The organism is Streptomyces sp. NPDC005485 (assembly GCF_040606085.1).
In the GTDB taxonomy this organism is placed as follows: domain Bacteria; phylum Actinomycetota; class Actinomycetes; order Streptomycetales; family Streptomycetaceae; genus Streptomyces.
In genome coordinates, this window is sequence record NZ_JBEXDZ010000110.1 from 15,818 (window position 1) to 32,590 (window position 16,773).

At 71.5% G+C, this 16,773-nt stretch carries 13 protein-coding genes; 4 read left to right on the forward strand and 9 right to left on the reverse strand.

Features of this window, described 5'->3' with window-relative positions; genetic code table 11:
• Positions 1–307: 307 nt before the first annotated feature.
• Positions 308–1,960, forward strand: a complete 1,653-nt coding sequence (locus ABZS97_RS30280; protein ID WP_356142731.1) for a glycoside hydrolase family 18 protein — start codon at positions 308–310, stop codon at positions 1,958–1,960.
• A gap of 95 nt (positions 1,961–2,055) precedes the next feature.
• Here ABZS97_RS30280 and ABZS97_RS30285 read toward each other — a convergent pair whose 3' ends face one another.
• The 3 genes from ABZS97_RS30285 to ABZS97_RS30295 all read right to left on the reverse strand — a co-directional run bounded on the left by ABZS97_RS30285 (position 2,056) and on the right by ABZS97_RS30295 (position 5,974).
• A complete protein-coding gene (locus ABZS97_RS30285; RefSeq protein ID WP_356142733.1) occupies positions 2,056–2,469 on the reverse strand; it encodes an ATP-binding protein in 414 nt (137 codons plus the stop codon).
• Positions 2,470–2,632: 163 nt separating this feature from the next.
• Complete coding sequence (locus ABZS97_RS30290) at positions 2,633–3,541, reverse strand: MEDS domain-containing protein (RefSeq protein ID WP_356142707.1); 909 nt, start codon at positions 3,539–3,541, stop codon at positions 2,633–2,635.
• A gap of 57 nt (positions 3,542–3,598) precedes the next feature.
• On the reverse strand, positions 3,599–5,974 hold the full coding sequence (locus tag ABZS97_RS30295; RefSeq protein WP_356142709.1) for a LuxR C-terminal-related transcriptional regulator: 2,376 nt from the start codon (positions 5,972–5,974) through the stop codon (positions 3,599–3,601).
• A gap of 337 nt (positions 5,975–6,311) precedes the next feature.
• On the opposite strand from ABZS97_RS30295, the gene ABZS97_RS30300 reads away from it, so the two are divergent.
• The gene (locus tag ABZS97_RS30300; RefSeq protein ID WP_356142711.1) at positions 6,312–7,649 is read left to right on the forward strand and encodes a M14 family metallopeptidase; all 1,338 of its coding nucleotides are present in this window, start codon (positions 6,312–6,314) and stop codon (positions 7,647–7,649) included.
• 96 nt (positions 7,650–7,745) lie between these two features.
• Here the strand turns inward: ABZS97_RS30300 and ABZS97_RS30305 are convergent, their stop codons facing one another.
• From ABZS97_RS30305 to ABZS97_RS30325, 5 genes are all read right to left on the reverse strand, one after another.
• Positions 7,746–8,390 carry a hypothetical protein gene (locus ABZS97_RS30305; RefSeq protein WP_356142713.1) on the reverse strand — a complete coding sequence of 215 codons (645 nt, stop codon included), beginning with the start codon at positions 8,388–8,390 and terminating at the stop codon, positions 7,746–7,748.
• A 64-nt stretch (positions 8,391–8,454) separates the two neighbouring features.
• Positions 8,455–9,942, reverse strand: coding sequence for a gluconate:H+ symporter (locus tag ABZS97_RS30310; RefSeq protein WP_356142715.1), 1,488 nt, complete (start codon positions 9,940–9,942; stop codon positions 8,455–8,457).
• 120 nt (positions 9,943–10,062) lie between these two features.
• The gene (locus ABZS97_RS30315) at positions 10,063–10,473 is read right to left on the reverse strand and encodes a RidA family protein (protein WP_356142717.1); all 411 of its coding nucleotides are present in this window, start codon (positions 10,471–10,473) and stop codon (positions 10,063–10,065) included.
• Positions 10,470–11,237 (reverse strand): IclR family transcriptional regulator, encoded by a 768-nt coding sequence (locus ABZS97_RS30320; protein ID WP_356142719.1) that lies wholly within the window; start codon positions 11,235–11,237, stop codon positions 10,470–10,472. The genes ABZS97_RS30315 and ABZS97_RS30320 overlap by 4 nt, the downstream gene beginning before the upstream one ends.
• Complete coding sequence (locus tag ABZS97_RS30325; RefSeq protein WP_356142721.1) at positions 11,234–12,286, reverse strand: sugar kinase; 1,053 nt, start codon at positions 12,284–12,286, stop codon at positions 11,234–11,236. The genes ABZS97_RS30320 and ABZS97_RS30325 overlap by 4 nt, the downstream gene beginning before the upstream one ends.
• Before the next feature lie 132 nt (positions 12,287–12,418).
• On the opposite strand from ABZS97_RS30325, the gene ABZS97_RS30330 reads away from it, so the two are divergent.
• Entirely contained in the window at positions 12,419–13,711 is a 1,293-nt protein-coding gene (locus ABZS97_RS30330) for an amino acid deaminase (RefSeq protein ID WP_356142723.1), read from the forward strand.
• An 8-nt stretch (positions 13,712–13,719) separates the two neighbouring features.
• Positions 13,720–15,330, forward strand: coding sequence for a D-aminoacylase (locus tag ABZS97_RS30335; protein ID WP_356142725.1), 1,611 nt, complete (start codon positions 13,720–13,722; stop codon positions 15,328–15,330).
• 181 nt (positions 15,331–15,511) lie between these two features.
• On the opposite strand, the gene ABZS97_RS30340 is transcribed toward ABZS97_RS30335, so the two are convergent.
• Entirely contained in the window at positions 15,512–16,387 is an 876-nt protein-coding gene (locus ABZS97_RS30340) for a serine protease (RefSeq protein ID WP_356142727.1), read from the reverse strand.
• Positions 16,388–16,773: the final 386 nt, after the last annotated feature.

Here is a 16,773-nt window from a genome sequence, read left to right on the forward strand (position 1 = left end):
TGCATCAGCACCATATCCACGGCATGGCCCGCTCAACACCGAATCCCCTAGATCAACTCACCGAAGGTGCGGCCTTGATCAACGCAGAGTAAGGCGAATATGCCACAACTCGCCTGCACTCGAAGGGGGTTGAGCTCTCCAAAGGTCTTGACAACCTGATTGGTCTGGACCAACTTGTACCTCCACGACGGTGGCCACCGTTCCGCATTCCCCCTCCCCCCGTCCCACCCCCTCACCGGAGGCCCCAGTGGACCGCGCACCAGCCATACCCCCACGCAGACGCGCCTGGGCGGGCGTCCTCGCCGCCGTGCTGGGGGCGTCCGCCCTCAGCCTCACCTCCCTGGCCGGTCAGGCCGCGGCCGCGGACGTCAACAACGTCAGGAACGGCGGCTACGAGTCGGGCCTCGGCAACTGGACCTGTTCCGCCGGCAGCGGGGCCACCGTCTCCTCACCGGTGCACGGCGGCTCGGCAGCGCTGAAGGCGACGCCCGCCGGGCAGGACAACGCCAAGTGCACGCAGACGGTCGCGGTCAAGCCCAGCTCGACCTACACGCTGAGCGCCTGGGTGCAGGGCGGGTACGCCTACCTCGGCGCGACCGGCACCGGCACCACGGACGTGTCGACCTGGACCCCCGACTCGTCCTCCTGGAAGCAGCTGACGACCACCTTCACCACGGGCGCCTCGACCACATCGGTGACGGTGTACACGCACGGCTGGTACGGCCAGGCCGCGTACTACGCCGACGACGTGTCCGTGTACGGCCCCGACGGCGGCGGTGGCGGCGACCCGGCGCCCACGATCCCCGCCGTGCCGGCCGGACTGGCGGTGGCCTCCACGACCTCCTCGTCCGTCTCCCTGTCCTGGAACACGGTGTCGGGCGCCACGGGGTACAACGTCTACCGCGACGGTACGAAGGTGACGGCGGTGACCGGCACCTCGGCCACCGTCTCCGGCCTGGCCGCCTCGACGTCGTACTCGTTCCGGGTGACGGCGACCAACTCGGCCGGTGAGTCGGCGAAGTCGACGGCGGTCACCGGGACGACGGCGGCATCCGGCGGGGGCGGAGGCGGCGGGGCGGTCCCGGCGCACGCCGTCACCGGCTACTGGCAGAACTTCAACAACGGCGCGACGGTCCAGAAGATCTCGAACGTCCAGTCCCAGTACGACATCATCGCGGTCGCCTTCGCGGACGCGACCGGCACGCCCGGTGCGGTGACCTTCAACCTCGACTCGGCGGGCCTCGGCGGCTACACCGTCGACCAGTTCAAGGCGGACATCAAGGCCAAGCAGGCCGCCGGCAAGAAGGTCATCATCTCCATCGGCGGCCAGAACGGCACCATCTCGGTGAGCGACTCGACGTCCGCGACGAACTTCGCGAACTCGGTCTACTCGCTGATGCAGACGTACGGCTTCGACGGCGTCGACATCGACCTGGAGAACGGACTCAACGCGACGTACATGTCGCAGGCGCTCAGGTCCCTCTCCTCGAAGGCGGGCTCCTCGCTCGTCATCACGATGGCCCCGCAGACCATCGACATGCAGTCCACGTCGAACGCCTACTTCCAGACGGCCCTGAACATCAAGGACATCCTCACGGTCGTCAACATGCAGTACTACAACAGCGGTTCGATGCTGGGCTGCGACGGCAAGGTCTACAGCCAGGGGTCCGTGGACTTCCTGACGGCACTGGCCTGCATCCAGCTGGAGGGCGGCCTCTCCCCGGCCCAGGTGGGCCTCGGTCTGCCGGCCTCCACGAGCGGCGCGGGCAGCGGCTACGTCTCCCCGACGGTCGTGAACAACGCCCTGGACTGCCTCGCCAAGGGCACCAGCTGCGGTTCCTTCAAGCCGTCGAAGACCTACCCGGCGCTGCGCGGTGCGATGACCTGGTCCACCAACTGGGACGCGTCGGCGGGCAACGCCTGGTCGAACGCGGTGGGACCGCACGTGCACGGCCTCTGATCCGGTACGGGATCGAACGGCCCCGGCGGCCGGGCACGCCGCCGGGGCCCGGGCTGTGGTCCCGGGCGGTGGACACATCGTCCGGAACTCGCGGGCTACGGCTGTCGCCGACCACAGCCGTCCGTCCCGCACGTGCCGAGCTCGAACCAGACGGTCTTGCCCGGCCCGTCCTGATGGCAGCCCCAGCGCCGGGCAAGCGCATCCACCAGGAACATCCCCCGGCCGTTCTCCCGGTCCTCCGTGACCCCCGTCCCGAACACCCGGGGCTTGCGGCGGCAGGAGTCGGCGACCTCGCACCGCAGGACTCCGTGCGCCGCGGTGAGGGTGAGGCGGAAGCGGCTCGCCGTGTGCAGCAGGGCGTTGGTGACGAGTTCACTGACGAGGAGTTCCACCGTGTCGCTCTGCTCCGAGAGCCCCCATCCCTCCAACTGCCTGCGGACCTCCGCGCGGGCCTCGCCGGCCGCGGTGGGACAGGGGTCGTACTCGATGCTCAGATGGCCTGCCCCCATGGGCGGCTGGGGAAACGGGCCGTACGGAGGATCGGGGTCCGGGAGGTGCCCCCCGGAGAGTTGCAGCATGCGTCCAGGGTGGCCTCCCCGCACCCGCGCACACACGGGGAGGACTACCTGTTTCCGTACCCGGATACCTGGACTCCGCTTCCCGCCTCCCTGGTCACGCGTACTGGATGCGGATCGCCGACCCCTCGCCCCGGTCGCGGATGTCCACGTACGCGCAGACCTGGCGGGTGAACCACAGCCCCTGGCCCGGTTCGAGTTCCGCCGTGGCGGGCGGGACGAAGCCGGCGAGCGGGTCGTCGACGCGGGCCGCGGTGCGCAGTTCGCAGACGCAGGCCGGGGCGTCGCCCCAGAGCAGGGCGCCGTCGGCCAGGGGGCCGGGGGCCGCCTCCGCGACGGCCGCCGCGAAGAGTCCGGCCTCCGCGGGGGCCAGGCCCCGGGCCACCGCCCAGGCCCGTACGGCCTCCGGGTCGGGGGTCTCCAGGAGGTCCGCCCCGGGCGGGGGCGGCGGCAAGGGCAACGCGTCGAGTTCGCCGACGAGCCGGGCCGGGGCCTCGTACACCGGGGTGTCGGGGTGGGCGCGGCGGGCCGCGTCGACGATGGCCGAGCCCGCGGTGCGGGTGTCGTACGCGCACAGGGCCGTGGTCCTGAACGGCGCGAAGAGGAGGTTCGCGAGGGACTCGTAGCGGATCCACTCCGCCGTCTCACGGGCCGAACGGCCCGCGCGGCCGGACCAGTCGGGCTCCATCAGGAGGTGGATACGGCCGCCGGGGCCGGCGTGGGCGGCGAGGTAACCGGCGCTCTGCGAGACGGCGTTGGCCGCCGAGCCCGCGTACCAGTCCGTGTGCGGGATGAAGGTCATGGCCTTCGCGTCCGCGCCGAGCGCGTCGCGCAGGAGGTCGAGTTTCGCGGGGGCCGCGATGACGGTGGGCGGGGGCTCCTGAGGTGCGGCCAGGCCCTCCTCCAGGAAGGGAAGGGCTGCCGCGATCCACTCGTCATCCGACCCGAAGACGGCCATCCGGTGGTCGAACTCGCTGTGCTGCAACGGGGGTTGGGGTGTGCTCATGGGGGTCCTGTCTGTGGGGATTCTTTGGACGGCCTCGCCCTCGGGCTCCGGACGGGCTCACTTTCTCCGCGCCGACACCCACGCCGCGATCTGGCTCCGGTTGTTGAACCCGAGCTTGCTGAGGATGCGTTCGACGTGGCCTTCGGCCGTGCGGCGGGCGATGACCAGCCGGTCGGCGATCTGCTGGTTGGCCAGCCCCTCGGCGACGAGCACGGCGACCTCGCTCTCGCGCCGGGTGAGCGAGGTGCCGTTCGTCTCACGCCCCGGGGGTGAGGTCGCCGGCCGGGCCTTCGGCTCCCGGAGGACGTAGGCGACGACGTCGGGGAGTCCGAGGCCGCTCCCCCGCCGGTAGGCCCGCTCGAAGTCCCGTCGTCCGATGACCTCGCGTACCCGCGCCTCGCTGGTGCGGCGGGCGGAGTTGTAGGTGGTGGAGCCGAAGCGGTCGGGCGAGATGTCGGCCCAGACGCGGTCGGCGCCGCCCAGCAGGACGGCGGCGCGCTCGTGGGCGCCGCGGGCTGCGGCGATCACGATCAGCAGGTCGAGGGTGAGCCCGATGCCGATGACGTCGTGGACGGCGAGTTTGCGGCGAAGGGCTTCGCGGGCGTGCGGTTCGGCGCGCCGCCACTCCTTCTTGACGGTGTAGGCGAGGGCGAGCACCCGCAGGACGTACGAGCGCACCCATTCCTCGCCGTGCTCCTCGCAGACCCGCAGGGCCCTCTCGCAGACGGTGACCGCCCGGTCGGCGTGGCCCAGGAAGGCGAGGGCGCAGGCGAGTTCGACCTGGTCGAGGCCGACGATGCTGGGCAGCTTGCCGGGAACGGGGCCTTGCGCCACGGCCTGCTCGAAGTGCTCCAGCGCGCCCGGCAGATCGTCACCGAACAGCCCCATCAGGCCCACCACATGGTCGGCGTGGGCGGCCTCGGCGTGCGCGCCGAGGGTGCGGGCGAGGTCGCGGGCCTGCTCGGCGAGGCGGCGGCCCCGGGTGAGGTCCTCGGGGCAGGTGGCGAGGAGGCCGGCGACCCACAGGGCGCGGGCGCGCTCGCGGCTCGGCCCGGGGGCGGCGTCGAGCGCACGGTCCAGCCAGTAGCGGCCCTCGCGGGGCGCCCCGCAGGCGTGCCAGTAGAACCACAGGGTCCCGGCGAGCCGCAGTCCGGCGTGCGCCTCGCCCGGCGCGGCGAGGCTGAACTCCAGGGCGGTCCGCAGGTTGTCCTGGTCGGCGCGGAGCAGGGCGACGATCTCCCGCTGCCCGGGGCCGAACCAGGCCTGTTCGCAGGCGGTGGCCCGCTCCTGGAACCAGTCCCGCTGCCGCCGCCGGGCCGCGTCCTCCTCACTGGGCGCGCCGTCCGCGCCGGGCAGCTGCCGCAGCCGGTCGAGTCCGTAGTGCCGCAGCGTGTCAAGGAGCCGGTAGCGCACACCACCCTCCATGGCCTCCCGGCAGAGCACCGACTTGTCCACGAGCCCGGCGACGGCTTCCAGGACGTCGTGCGAGCGGACCCGCTCCCCGTCCGCGCACACCGCCTCCGCCGTCTCCAGGTCGAAGCCGCCCGCGAGGACCGCGGCGCGCGCCCACACCAACTGCTCCTGCTGGGTGCACAGTTCATGACTCCAGTCGACGGCCGCGCGCAGGGTCTGATGGCGGGGCTGGGCGGCGGGACTGCCCGTGGTGAGCAGCCGGTAGCGGTCGTCGAGGCGTTCGAGGAGCTGGTCGACGCCGAGGACGCGCATGCGGACGGCGGCCAGTTCGATGGCGAGCGGCAGGCCGTCGAGCCGGTGGCAGAGGCGGGCCACGGAGGCGCGGTTGGCGGGGGTGAGTGCGAAGCCGGGGACGACGGCGGCGGCGCGGTCGGCGAAGAGGGTGAGCGCGGGGTGGCCCGCCGCGTCGGAGAGGTCGCCGTCGGGGTCGGGCACCGGCAGCGGGCGCACCTCCATCAGGTGCTCCTCGGTGAGGCCGAGGCGATGGCGGCTGGTGGCGAGGACGCGGACGCCGGTGGTGCCGTGCAGCAGGGCGCCCGCCAACTCGGCGCAGGCGGACAGGAGATGCTCGCAGTTGTCGATGACGAGGAGGAGCCGGCGGCCCTGTACCTGCTCGATCAGCGCGCGCAGCGGCGGCTGGTCGGAGTGGTCGTGCAGGCCGAGCGCGTCGGCGGCGGCGAGCGGGACGAGCGCGGGGTCGTGCAGCCCGGACAGCTGCACGAAGCGCACGCCGTCGGGGAAGGCGCGCTCGACGCGGGCCGCGATCCGTCCGGCGAGGCGCGTCTTGCCCACGCCGCCGGGACCGGTGAGCGTGACCAGGCGCGCCTTGGCCAACAGGCGGCGCCCCTCGGCCTGTTCGCCCCGCCGGTCGACGAAGCTGGTCGTTTCGACCGGCAGGTGGCGCGCCGACCGGAGGAGCTCCGGGAGGCGCGGTTCCCTCGGTGGCGCTGATCCGCCCATGATCAGCCGTTCCTCTGGGGTGTGTGCCGGGCCTTCGCCGACCGGGTGGACGACGGGGCCCGGGGAGCCGGAGTGCGGGGCTCCTCTTGCGCGGGCCTTCACTCTTCATGCTGTCGCGCCCCCGGCGCACCCGGGGATCACACCCGTGGGTGCACTTTTCCCGCCGGGGCCACGGACGGTGGCCTCGCGCGTACACTGCCCGGCCGATTTTCGACCGGTTCGCGCCACCGGCCCTTTGTCATCTATTGACCTGCGCATGCCATGCGCCCACGATGAGCGCCGCACCCGCACCACGTACGTCGCACTGAACAACCCCCAACTCCCACAAGGAGATTTCATGCGACTTCGTATCCGCGGCAGACGCTCAGCCGCTCTCGCCACCCTGCTGGCCGTCGCACTCGCGGCACCTGTCTCCGCCACGGCGACCCACGCCACCGCCGACAGTGTCCGGGGGCCCGCGCCCTCGTCCGACGACATCCGCCAGTACGAGATCCACCAGAGCACCACCCCGGTGACCCGTACGGCCATCCAGCGGACCGGAGTCACGGTCGACGAGGCGGACGAGGAGACGGTCGTCGTCTCCGGCCGCGCGGCCCAGATCCAGAAGCTCCGACAACTCGGCTACGACGTATCGCTGCTGGGCTCGGCACCGAACCGGTCGGCCGGCTCCGACGACGTACGGCTCTACGACTTCCCGTCTGCCGACTCGAAGTACCACAACTACGCCGAGATGAACACGGAGATCGACCAGCGGCTGGCGGCGTACCCGAGCATCATGAGCAAGCGGGTGATCGGCAAGTCCTACCAGGGCCGGGACATCGTCGCCATCAAGGTCAGCGACAACGTCGCGACCGACGAGTCCGAGCCCGAGGTGCTGCTCACCTTCCACCAGCACGCACGCGAGCACCTCACCGTGGAGATGGCGCTGTACCTGCTGCGTGAACTCGGCGCGGGCTACGGCTCCGACTCCCGTGTCACCAACATGGTGAACAACCGCGAGATCTGGATCGTCCCCGACCTCAACCCGGACGGCGGCGAGTACGACATCGCGACCGGCTCGTACCGCTCGTGGCGCAAGAACCGCCAGCCCAACAGCGGCAGTTCGTACGTCGGCACCGACCTCAACCGCAACTGGAACTACAAGTGGGGCTGCTGCGGCGGCTCCTCGGGTTCCAAGTCCTCCGAGACCTACCGCGGCGCGTCCGCCGAGTCGGCGCCCGAGGTGAAGGTGGTCTCCGACTTCGTGCGCGGCCGGGTCGTCGGCGGCAAGCAGCAGATCAAGGCCGGCATCGACTTCCACACGTACAGCGAACTGGTGCTGTGGCCCTTCGGGTACACGTACAACGACACGGCGACGGGCATGACGGCGGACGACGCCGCCGCGTTCAAGACGGTCGGCCAGAAGATGGCCGCCAGCAACGGCTACACGCCGGAGCAGTCCAGCGACCTGTACATCACCGACGGTTCGATCGACGACTATCTCTGGGGCAGCCAGAAGATCTTCGACTACACCTTCGAGATGTACCCGACGTCCAGCTCCGGCGGCGGTTTCTACCCGCCCGACGAGGTCATCGAGCGGGAGACCTCCCGCAACCGGGACGCCGTGCTGCAGCTCCTGGAGAACGCCGACTGCATGTACCGGTCCATCGGCAAGGAGGCCCAGTACTGCAGCTAGGGCTCAGCCGGGTTGAGCCGAGCTGAGCTGACCGGAGTTGATCGGTTGTCGGGGAGCTGCGGGGCCGTTGTGGCCGGCCGCGCAGTTCCCCGCGCCTTACGCCTCGTCGTCCTCGGCCTTGGTCTCCACCTCGGCCTCGGCGTCGGCCTCGGTCTCGGTCTCGGCGTCCGCTTCCGCGTCCGCGTCCTGCGAGTCACCGTCCTCGAAGTAGGCGTCCAGGACCGCGTCCAGCTCGGACTCCCACTCCTGGAAGCGGCTGCGGGCGCTCGCCTCGATCTCGATCGGGTACCAGCGCTTCTCGGGCGTGTACACGGTGATCGTGAACCGCTTCCCGAAGCGCGGGGTCTCCGTCTCGACGGCGCCGATCTCGTCCCAGCGGAACTCGCACTCCTGGTCGTCCAGGAAGAGCCGTACGCCCCGGTGGTCGGCGATCATCCTCGCGCGCCGGTCGGAGGCCTCGAAGACGGGACCCTCGACGGCCTCCTCCTCGTCCTCCTCTTCGGGAGAGGTCTCCTCCGCCTCGGCGGAAGCCTCCTCCACCTCGGCGGGGGCCTCCTCGGAGACCTCGTCCTCAGCCGGTGCCGCCTCGTCGGGCTCGACGGACTCTTCCGGCTCGGCGGAATCCTCCGGCTTCGCCTTCTTCAGGTCGGCGGACACGGGCGACGTGAGCCCGGGGACGTACGCCGGGTTGACCGCGGCGGCGTCCAGGGGCTGGCTCTTCGAACCTATGCGCTGCTCCACAGCGCGAAGTATGGTCGAAGATCCTGTGTCGGACACAGCCAGCCCCCATTTAGCTATGCGGCCGTTACACGAACACGCTCAGCAGCGCCGCCACCGCGAAGCCGACCACCGACAGCACGCTCTCCAGGACCGTCCAGGTCTTCAGGGTGTCGCGCTCGCTGATGCCGAAGTACTTGGCGACCATCCAGAAGCCTCCGTCGTTGACGTGCGAGGCGAAGATGGAGCCCGCCGAGATGGCCATGATGACGAGGGCGGTGAAGGCCTGCGAGTGGTGGCCCTCGGCGAGGAGCGGGGCGACGATGCCGGCCGTCGTGACGATGGCGACCGTCGCCGAGCCCTGGGCGACCCGCAGGACGACGGAGAGCAGGTAGGCGAGGACGACCACCGGCAGGCCGACGTCGTTGAAGGTGTCCGAGAGGGCCTGCGCCACTCCGCTCGCCTTCAGTACGGCGCCGAAGATGCCGCCCGCGCCCACGACCAGCAGGATGTTGCCGACCGGCTTGAGGGACGAGGTCGACACCCTCTCCAGGGACTTGCGGGACCAGCCGCGCCGGATGCCGAGGAGGTAGTACGCGAGGAGCAGCGCGATCGTCAGCGCCACGAAGGGGCTGCCGAAGAACTCGATGACCGAGCGGCCCGTGGAGGGGTCCAGCGCGATGGAGGAGAAGGTGGCGGCGAGGATCAGCACCAGCGGCGTACCGATGATGCCGAGGACCGTGCCGAGCGGGACCGGCTTCTCGCGCGGCTCGACCCCGGAGGCCCGCTGCTCCTCGATGACCGCGAGCCGTGACTCGGCCGCGGCCTCCACCATGTCCTGCGGTACGGCGACGAAGATCCGCTTGCCGATCCAGGCCGAGTAGCCCCAGGCGGCGGCCACGGCGGGCAGGCCGCAGACGATGCCCATGAGGATGACCCAGCCGAGGTCGACGTGCAGCAGTCCGGCGGCCGCGACCGGGCCGGGGTGCGGCGGCAGGAACGCGTGCGTCATCGACAGGCCCGCGAGCAGGGGCAGGCAGTAGAGCAGGATCGACTTGCCGGAGCGTTTGGCGGCCGCGTACACGATCGGCGCGAGAACGAAGATGCCGACGTCGAAGAAGACCGGGATGCCGAAGATCAGGCCGGTCAGGCCCATGGCGAGCGGCGCGCGCTTCTCGCCGAAGAGGTTGAGCAGCCGGGACGCCAACACCTCGGCGCCGCCGCTGACTTCGAGGATCGCGCCGAGCATGGTGCCGAGGCCGATGATGATCGCGACGTGGCCGAGGATGCCGCCCATGCCGGTCTCGATGACGGAGACGGCCGTCGAGCGCTGGACGGTGCCGAAGAGTTCGGTGACCGAGAGCCCGGCTCCCAGGCCGACGGCTATGGAGACGCCGAGCAGGGCCACGAACGGCTGGAGTCTGACCTTGATGATCAGGAAGAGGAGAAGCGCGATACCGAGGGCGGCGAGCGTGAGCAGTCCGGCGGTGCCGTCGACGAGGAGGAGCAGGCCGCCGGTGTGGGGTGGGGTCTCCACGGCTGGGGCTGGGGTTGTGGCTGCGAGCGGATAGGACATTCGGGGGTCCTCTTCTTAAATGCATTGCGCTTTCGGGCAGGGGGGATCGCGGCACGGCGCCCCGGGGGTGGAGGGACGCCGCGCCGTGATGTCGTACGGGGTGCGGGAGTTGAGTGACCGTCAGCCGAGGACGGCGAGGACGTCGATCTCGACGAGGAGTCCGGCGGGCAGACCGACGTACACGGTCGTGCGGGCGGCGGGGGGCGCGGTGAGGCCCTGCTCCTCGAAGTAGGTGTTGTAGATGCCGTTCATCTCTGCGAAGTGGTCGACGTCCGTGAGGTAGACGCGGATCATCATCGCGTCGTCCCAGCTCGCCCCGCCCTCCTCGAGGATGGCCTTGACGTTGGCGAGGGTCTGGAGGGTCTGCTCGCGCAGGGTGGGCCCGGCGGGCGTGGGCGGCCTGCCCTCCTCGGCGGGCAGGAAGCCGACCTGGCCGGCGACCTGGAGGATGTTCCCCTTCCTGACGCCGTGCGAGAACTTGGCGGGCGGGGTGGTGTGGGTCTTCGGGGTGAGGGCGATCTTGTCTGTCATTCCTGTGGGGCTTCCTTGGTCGGGGTGCGGCCGGAGTACTCACCGCTGATGGCGTCCGCCGTGCGGCGGACCAGTGGGAGCAGCGTGAGGAGTTCGTCGGCGGTGACGACGACGTTGGGTGCGGAGAGGGACATCGCGGCGACGACGCGGCCGTCGGCGCCGCGGATCGGGGCGGCCACGCAGTTGATGGACTCCTCGTGGCCACCGAGATCGGTGGCCCAGCCCTGCTCGCGCACCGTCACCAACTCCCGGACGAAGGCGGCGGCGTTGGGGATCGAGCGGGCCGTGTACATGGGGAAGTCGAACTTCTCGGCGAGGGCGCGGCGCTCGGCTTCGGGGAGGTCGGCGAGGAGGAGTTTCGCCACGGCGGCGACGGTGATGGCGACGGGCTTGCCGATCCGTGAGTACATGCGCACGGGGTAGCGGCTCTCCACCTTGTCGATGTAGAGGACCTCGCCCTCCTCGTACACCGCGAGGTGCACGGTGTGCCCGCACTGCTCGTTGAGGCGTACGAGATGGGGGTGGCCGATCTCGCGGATGTCCAGGTTCTCGACGGCTTCCTGGGCGAGGGCGAAGAGCCGGGCGCCGAGGCGGTAGCGCTGGTCGGACTGGCGGTAGACGAGTCCGTGCTCGTGCAGGGTGCGCAGGAGCCGGAGCGCCGTGGACTTGTGGACGCCGAGGCGTTCGGCGACCTGCCCGAGATCGGCGGGTCCCTCGGCGAGCAGCGGCAGGATGCTCAGCGCTCGGTCGACGGTCTGGCTCATGGGATGCGTACCTCCTCCGTGGCCCGCGATACGGCTTCGGTCCAGCCGGGGCCGAGTCGAAGTGTCTCCCACGCCCCCTCGTCGAGAGCGGCCAGCCGGTCGGCGTGGTCCCGGCCCGGCGGCGTACCGAGGTCACCGGCGACCGTGAGCGCGGCAGCGGCCATGAGGTGCCCGTGCCGGAGCCGCTCCCGGGCGGACAGCCCACGAAGGGTCGCGGAGAGGAACCCGGCGGCGAAGGCATCCCCGGCGCCGACGGGGGCGACGACGTCGACGTGCAGGGCGGGGACGAAGGTGGCGGTGTCGCCGTCGAAGAGGGTGGCGCCCCGTGCGCCCTCCTTGACGACCAGCACGCGCGGCTCGGGGAGCAGGGCGCGCACCGCGGCCGGGCCGCCCGTGACGCCCCACGCCGCCTCGGCCTCGTCCTCGCCCACGAAGACGAGGTCGCTGCCGCGCGCGAGGCCGAGCAGGACGCGTGGGGCCTCGCCGTCCCGCCAGAGTCCGGGGCGGTGGTTGACGTCGAAGGAGACGAGCGGGCGGCCCGGTCCGCGGGTGGTGAGCTCCCGCATCAGGGCCAGGCAGTCGGCGGACAGGGCTGCCGTGATGCCGGACAGGTGCAGGACGCGGCCCGCGCGGACGGCGGCCAGGTCCACGTTGTCCGCGGCCATCGCGGAGGCGGCGGATCCGGCCCGGTAGTACGCCACCTCGTGGGCGTCGCTCGCGCGGTCGCCCGCCGTGCGGAAGTAGATCCCGGTCGGGCGGGCAGGATCGCGGCGTACGGCGGAGGTGTCGACGCCGTACGAGGCGATCGTCTCCACCAGGTGGTCGCCGAACCCGTCGTCGCCGACCCGGCCGATCCAGCGCGCCGTGTGCCCGGCGGAGGCGAGCACGCAGGCCACGTTGGACTCGGCGCCGCCGATCCCGCGGCCGAAGGACGGCACGTCGGCGAGGCGGCCGGGCCGGGAGGGGAGGAACGTGACCATGGACTCGCCGAGCGCCACGACGTCGAAAGCGTCGTGGGGCGCGGCATCTGCGGGTCCGTTGGTGGTCACGATGGTTCGGTCTCCCGGTTCTCGGGGCCAACGACACCGTTGACCCTGCGTTGGCCGAGATGTTAGACAGCAGTGAGCACTACACGCAATGAGCGTTGCACATGATGCAACTGACCTCATCAGGGAGACTTCATGGCAGCCGGCAGCCCCGCTGAGTCCCAGGCAGCACTCGCCCGCCTGGCGGCGGAGCGCGTCGACCACCGCTTCAAGGGCCTCCCGCCGGACGCGGACGGCCTGACCGTCGGCGCGCTGGCCGCCCAGCGCCGGAACCTCTTCACGGACGGCTTCACCACCCCCGTCCTCGCCCTCTCCGCCGAGCGCCTGCGGCACAACCTGGAACTCATGGAGACGTACGCGGCCCGCCACGGCCTCGTCTTCGCGCCGCACGGCAAGACCTCGATGGCCCCGCAGCTCTTCCGCCGCCAGATCGAGCACGGCGCCTGGGGCATCACGCTCGCCGTACCCCACCAGGTGCGCGTGGCACGGGAGTTCGGCATCGACCGGATCTTCCTCGCGAACGAACTCGTCGACGAGGCGGCACTGCGCTGGATCGCCGCGGAGCTGGCCGAGGACGTGGACTTCCGCTTCATCTGTTACGTCGACTCCGTGCGCGGCGTCGAGCTGATGGACGCCGCGCTGCACGGGACGCCCCGCCCCCTCGACGTCGTCGTGGAACTCGCCGCCGGCGAGGGCGCCCGCACCGGCGTCCGAACGGAGGCGGAGTGCGCGGTGATCGCGGACGCGGTGGCCCGGGCGACGACGCTCCGGCTGGTCGGCGTCGCCGGCTACGAGGGCGAGGTGCCGCGGGCCGACCCCGAGCGCGTGCACGCCTGGCTGCGCCGGCTGACCGCCCTGGCCGCGGACTTCGACAAGGCGGGCCGCTTCACCGCGAGCGGTGTCGAGGAGATCGTCGTCAGCGCGGGCGGCAGCGCCTGGTTCGACGCGGTGGCCGACGTGTTCGCCGAGATCCCCGAACTCTCCCTGCCCGTCCTGAAGTTGCTCCGCTCGGGCGCGTATGTCTCGCACGACGACGGCCACTACCGCAAGCTGACACCGTTCACCCGCGTCCCGGAGGAGGGCGCGCTGCACCCCGCCTTCCGCCTCTGGGCGCAGGTAGTCTCCCGCCCCTCCCCCGAGCAGGCCTTCGTCAACGCGGGCAAGCGCGACGCGGCGTACGACCTGGACCTGCCGCTCGCGCAGGTGGTACGCCGGGACGGTGCCGAACGCCCGGCCACCGGGGTCTCCGTGACCGCCCTCTCCGACCAGCACGCCTGGCTGCGCACGACGCCACAGGCCGATCTGGAGGTGGGCGACTGGCTGGGCATGGGCCTGTCCCACCCGTGCACTTCCTTCGACAAGTGGCAGCTGATCCCGCTGGTCGAGGCGGACGGCACCGTCGTCGACTACATCCGCACGTACTTCTAGGAGGGGTCGTGGAGGAGCTCGTCATCCGGGACGCGGACGTCGTGGACGGCAGCGGTGAGCCGTCGTACCGCGCCGACGTGGTGATCGACGACGGCAGGATCGTCGCCATCGTCAAGGAGGCCGCGGCGGCGGGCTGTCTGCGCCCCACGGCGCGCCGCGAGGTGGACGCCGAGGGCCTGGTCCTCTCCCCCGGCTTCATCGACATGCACGCCCACAGCGACCTCGCCCTGCTCCGGGACCCGGACCACAGCGCGAAGGCCGCGCAAGGGGTCACCCTGGAGGTGCTGGGCCAGGACGGGCTGTCGTACGCCCCCGTCGACGACCGCACCCTGGCCGAGGTCCGCCGGGCGATCACCGGCTGGAACGGCCACGGCGACGACATCGACTTCGACTGGCGCTCGGTGGGCGAGTACCTGGACCGGCTGGATCAGGGGATCGCCGTCAACGCGGCCTATCTGATCCCCCAGGGCACCGTCCGCATGCTCGCCGTCGGCTGGGAGGACCGCGAGGCGACGCCCGGGGAGCTGGACCGGATGCGGCGGCTGGTCGCCGAGGGCATGGAGCAGGGCGCCGTCGGCATGTCGTCCGGGCTGACGTACACGCCCGGCATGTACGCCAAGGACGCCGAACTCACCGAGCTGTGCAGGGTGGTGGCCGAGTACGGCGGCTACTACTGCCCGCACCACCGCTCCTACGGGGCGGGTGCCCTGGAGGCGTACGAGGAGATGGTGGCCCTCACCCGCGAGGCGGGCTGCCCGCTGCATCTCGCGCACGCCACCATGAACTTCGGCGTGAACGAGGGCAGGGCGCCCGATCTGCTCGCCCTCCTCGACAAGGCGCTCGCCGACGGCGCGGACATCAGCCTCGACACCTACCCGTACACGCCCGGCTGCACCACCCTCGCGGCCATGCTGCCCAGTTGGGCGAGCGAGGGCGGCCCGGCGGCGGTCCTCACGCGGCTGAGGGACGACGGGAGCGCCGAGCGGATCCGGCACCACATGGAGGTGACCGGCTCGGACGGCTGCCACGGCGTGCCGATCGACTGGGCCACGATCGAGATCTCCGGGGTGAGCGACCCCGCGCTGGCGTCGTACGTCGGCCGGACCGTACGGGAGTCGGCCGACCTGCGCGGCGAGGCACCGTGGACGACCGCCCGCCGGCTGCTCGTCGAGGACGGGCTCGGCCCGACGATCCTCCAGCACGTCGGGCACGAGGAGAACGTCCGCGCGATCATGCGGCACCGCGTGCACACCGGTGGCTCCGACGGGATCCTCCAGGGCGACAAGCCGCACCCGCGCGCGTACGGCACCTTCCCGCACTATCTCGGCCACTACGTACGGGAGTTGGGCATCCTGTCGCTGGAGGAGTGCGTCGCCCACCTCACCTCGCGCCCGGCGGCCCGGCTGCGCCTCGCGGACCGCGGGCTGGTGCGCGAGGGATACCGCGCCGACCTCGTCCTCTTCGACCCGGACACGGTCGCGGCCGGGTCGACGTTCGAGGCACCGCGCACTCTGCCTAGCGGCATTCCATACGTCCTGGTCGACGGTCGCTTCGTGATGGAGGACGGGCGTCGGACGGACGTGCTGGCGGGGCGGGCGGTCCGCCGGTCACCTCGGTGAACACCCGCCCCCAAGCGGCTCCGGGGAAGTACGGGTGCGTTCCCGCGTCGTTCGGTGCGTGCTCTCGGCGTGCCGGACGAAGGCCCTCGTAGCGGAGCTACTTGGGCCTTTGGCCGGTGCGGCGAGAGGGCGTGCCGGGCGGCGTGGGGGCGTGCCTGAACTTCCCCGGGGTCGCTTAGGGCTACGGCTTGGGCAGGGTGCACCCGCTGCGGCTCAGGTCGAGCTTGTTGCCGGCCCCGAAGCACGCGGCGATCTGGTAGGTCTCCTCGGCGTAGTTGATGCCCTCGCGGACGGTCACATTGCCGTTGGCGTCGACCTCACAGGGGTTGTTCTCGGTGCAGCGCTGGCCGTCCTCGTTGCCGGTGTTGTTGACGGCGACGACCTTGCCGGTGGCGTTGTCGATGACCGGCGAGCCCGAGGTGCCGCCGATGGTCTGGCAGGCGGAGGTGTAGCGGAGCGAGTCCTTCCAGGTCCAGTCGCCCTCCTTGAGGCGGTAGACGAAGCCGTCGACGTTGCAGGCGTACGTCCGCTTCCAGTACCCGGAGACGACCGTGATGGCGGTCCCGGCGACCGGATGTGTGTCCTGGAGCGTGAGCGCGCTGATGTTGTACGAGCTCTTGATCTGCGCGTACGTGGTGGTGAGCTGGTAGATCGTGACGTCGGTGTCGGTCATCGTCGAGTACGCGACCTTGCTCGCGCGCAGCGTGCCGACCCTCGTGGCCGAGGCATTGAGCAGACCGAAGCTGCGGCTGGACGCCTGGCCGACGATGACCTCGCCGGGCTCGGGGAAGCCGGTCTCCAGGCAGTGGCCGTTCGTCATCACCAGCGCGGGGTCGGTGTCCGCGGAGCCCGGGAAGCGGACGACGGAGCCGGAGCAGTTGCTGAGCGAGACGGTGCCGGCGAAGTTGACGGCCTTGAGCGTGGGCGCGGTCGCCGCGGCCGGTCCGACGTCGGCCTTGACCGCGGCGGGCGCGGACACAGGCGCCGCGACCGCGGGTGCCATGCCCGCCCCGGTGATCACCAGGGCGAAGAGCGTGGCGACGAGAGGCTTTCTCATGTGGGGGTCCCCTCTTGCGACTTGAGCGGCCGGAGGTCTTCCGGCCACATCCAGTTTTGACATGCGCATTGTGAAGGGAGGGGCGGCAGGGAACAAGGAGTTGTTTCCAGCCGCCGCGGACAAGCTTTTCCGGCCCGGGGCGGCAAGGCCGGAAATATCCGTACGGGCCGACGCCGCGGCGCCGCACTTCTTGCGGACCGGGGCCGGACCCGTCCCGGCGCCGGGCACCGCCCGCGGGCGGCCGGGTCACGCGGGGCCGCTCACCTCGGGCCCTTGGTCGCAGGCCGGCCGTGGCCGTGCCCCTTGGACGACTCGCTCGCGGCCGGAGCCGCGGTGGTCGCCGATGCCGTGGCGGCGGCCGACGCCGTCGCCGCACCCGAGGGCCC

Coding starts and splice junctions, on each gene's coding strand:
- ABZS97_RS30285 (WP_356142733.1), bottom strand. CDS start 2,469: ATGGGGGCAGGCCATCTGAGCATCGAGTACGACCCCTGTCCCACCGCG.
- ABZS97_RS30290 (WP_356142707.1), bottom strand. CDS start 3,541: ATGAGCACACCCCAACCCCCGTTGCAGCACAGCGAGTTCGACCACCGG.
- ABZS97_RS30295 (WP_356142709.1), bottom strand. CDS start 5,974: ATGGGCGGATCAGCGCCACCGAGGGAACCGCGCCTCCCGGAGCTCCTC.
- ABZS97_RS30300 (WP_356142711.1), top strand. CDS start 6,312: ATGCGACTTCGTATCCGCGGCAGACGCTCAGCCGCTCTCGCCACCCTG.
- ABZS97_RS30310 (WP_356142715.1), bottom strand. CDS start 9,942: ATGTCCTATCCGCTCGCAGCCACAACCCCAGCCCCAGCCGTGGAGACC.
- ABZS97_RS30315 (WP_356142717.1), bottom strand. CDS start 10,473: ATGACAGACAAGATCGCCCTCACCCCGAAGACCCACACCACCCCGCCC.
- ABZS97_RS30320 (WP_356142719.1), bottom strand. CDS start 11,237: ATGAGCCAGACCGTCGACCGAGCGCTGAGCATCCTGCCGCTGCTCGCC.
- ABZS97_RS30330 (WP_356142723.1), top strand. CDS start 12,419: ATGGCAGCCGGCAGCCCCGCTGAGTCCCAGGCAGCACTCGCCCGCCTG.
- ABZS97_RS30340 (WP_356142727.1), bottom strand. CDS start 16,387: ATGAGAAAGCCTCTCGTCGCCACGCTCTTCGCCCTGGTGATCACCGGG.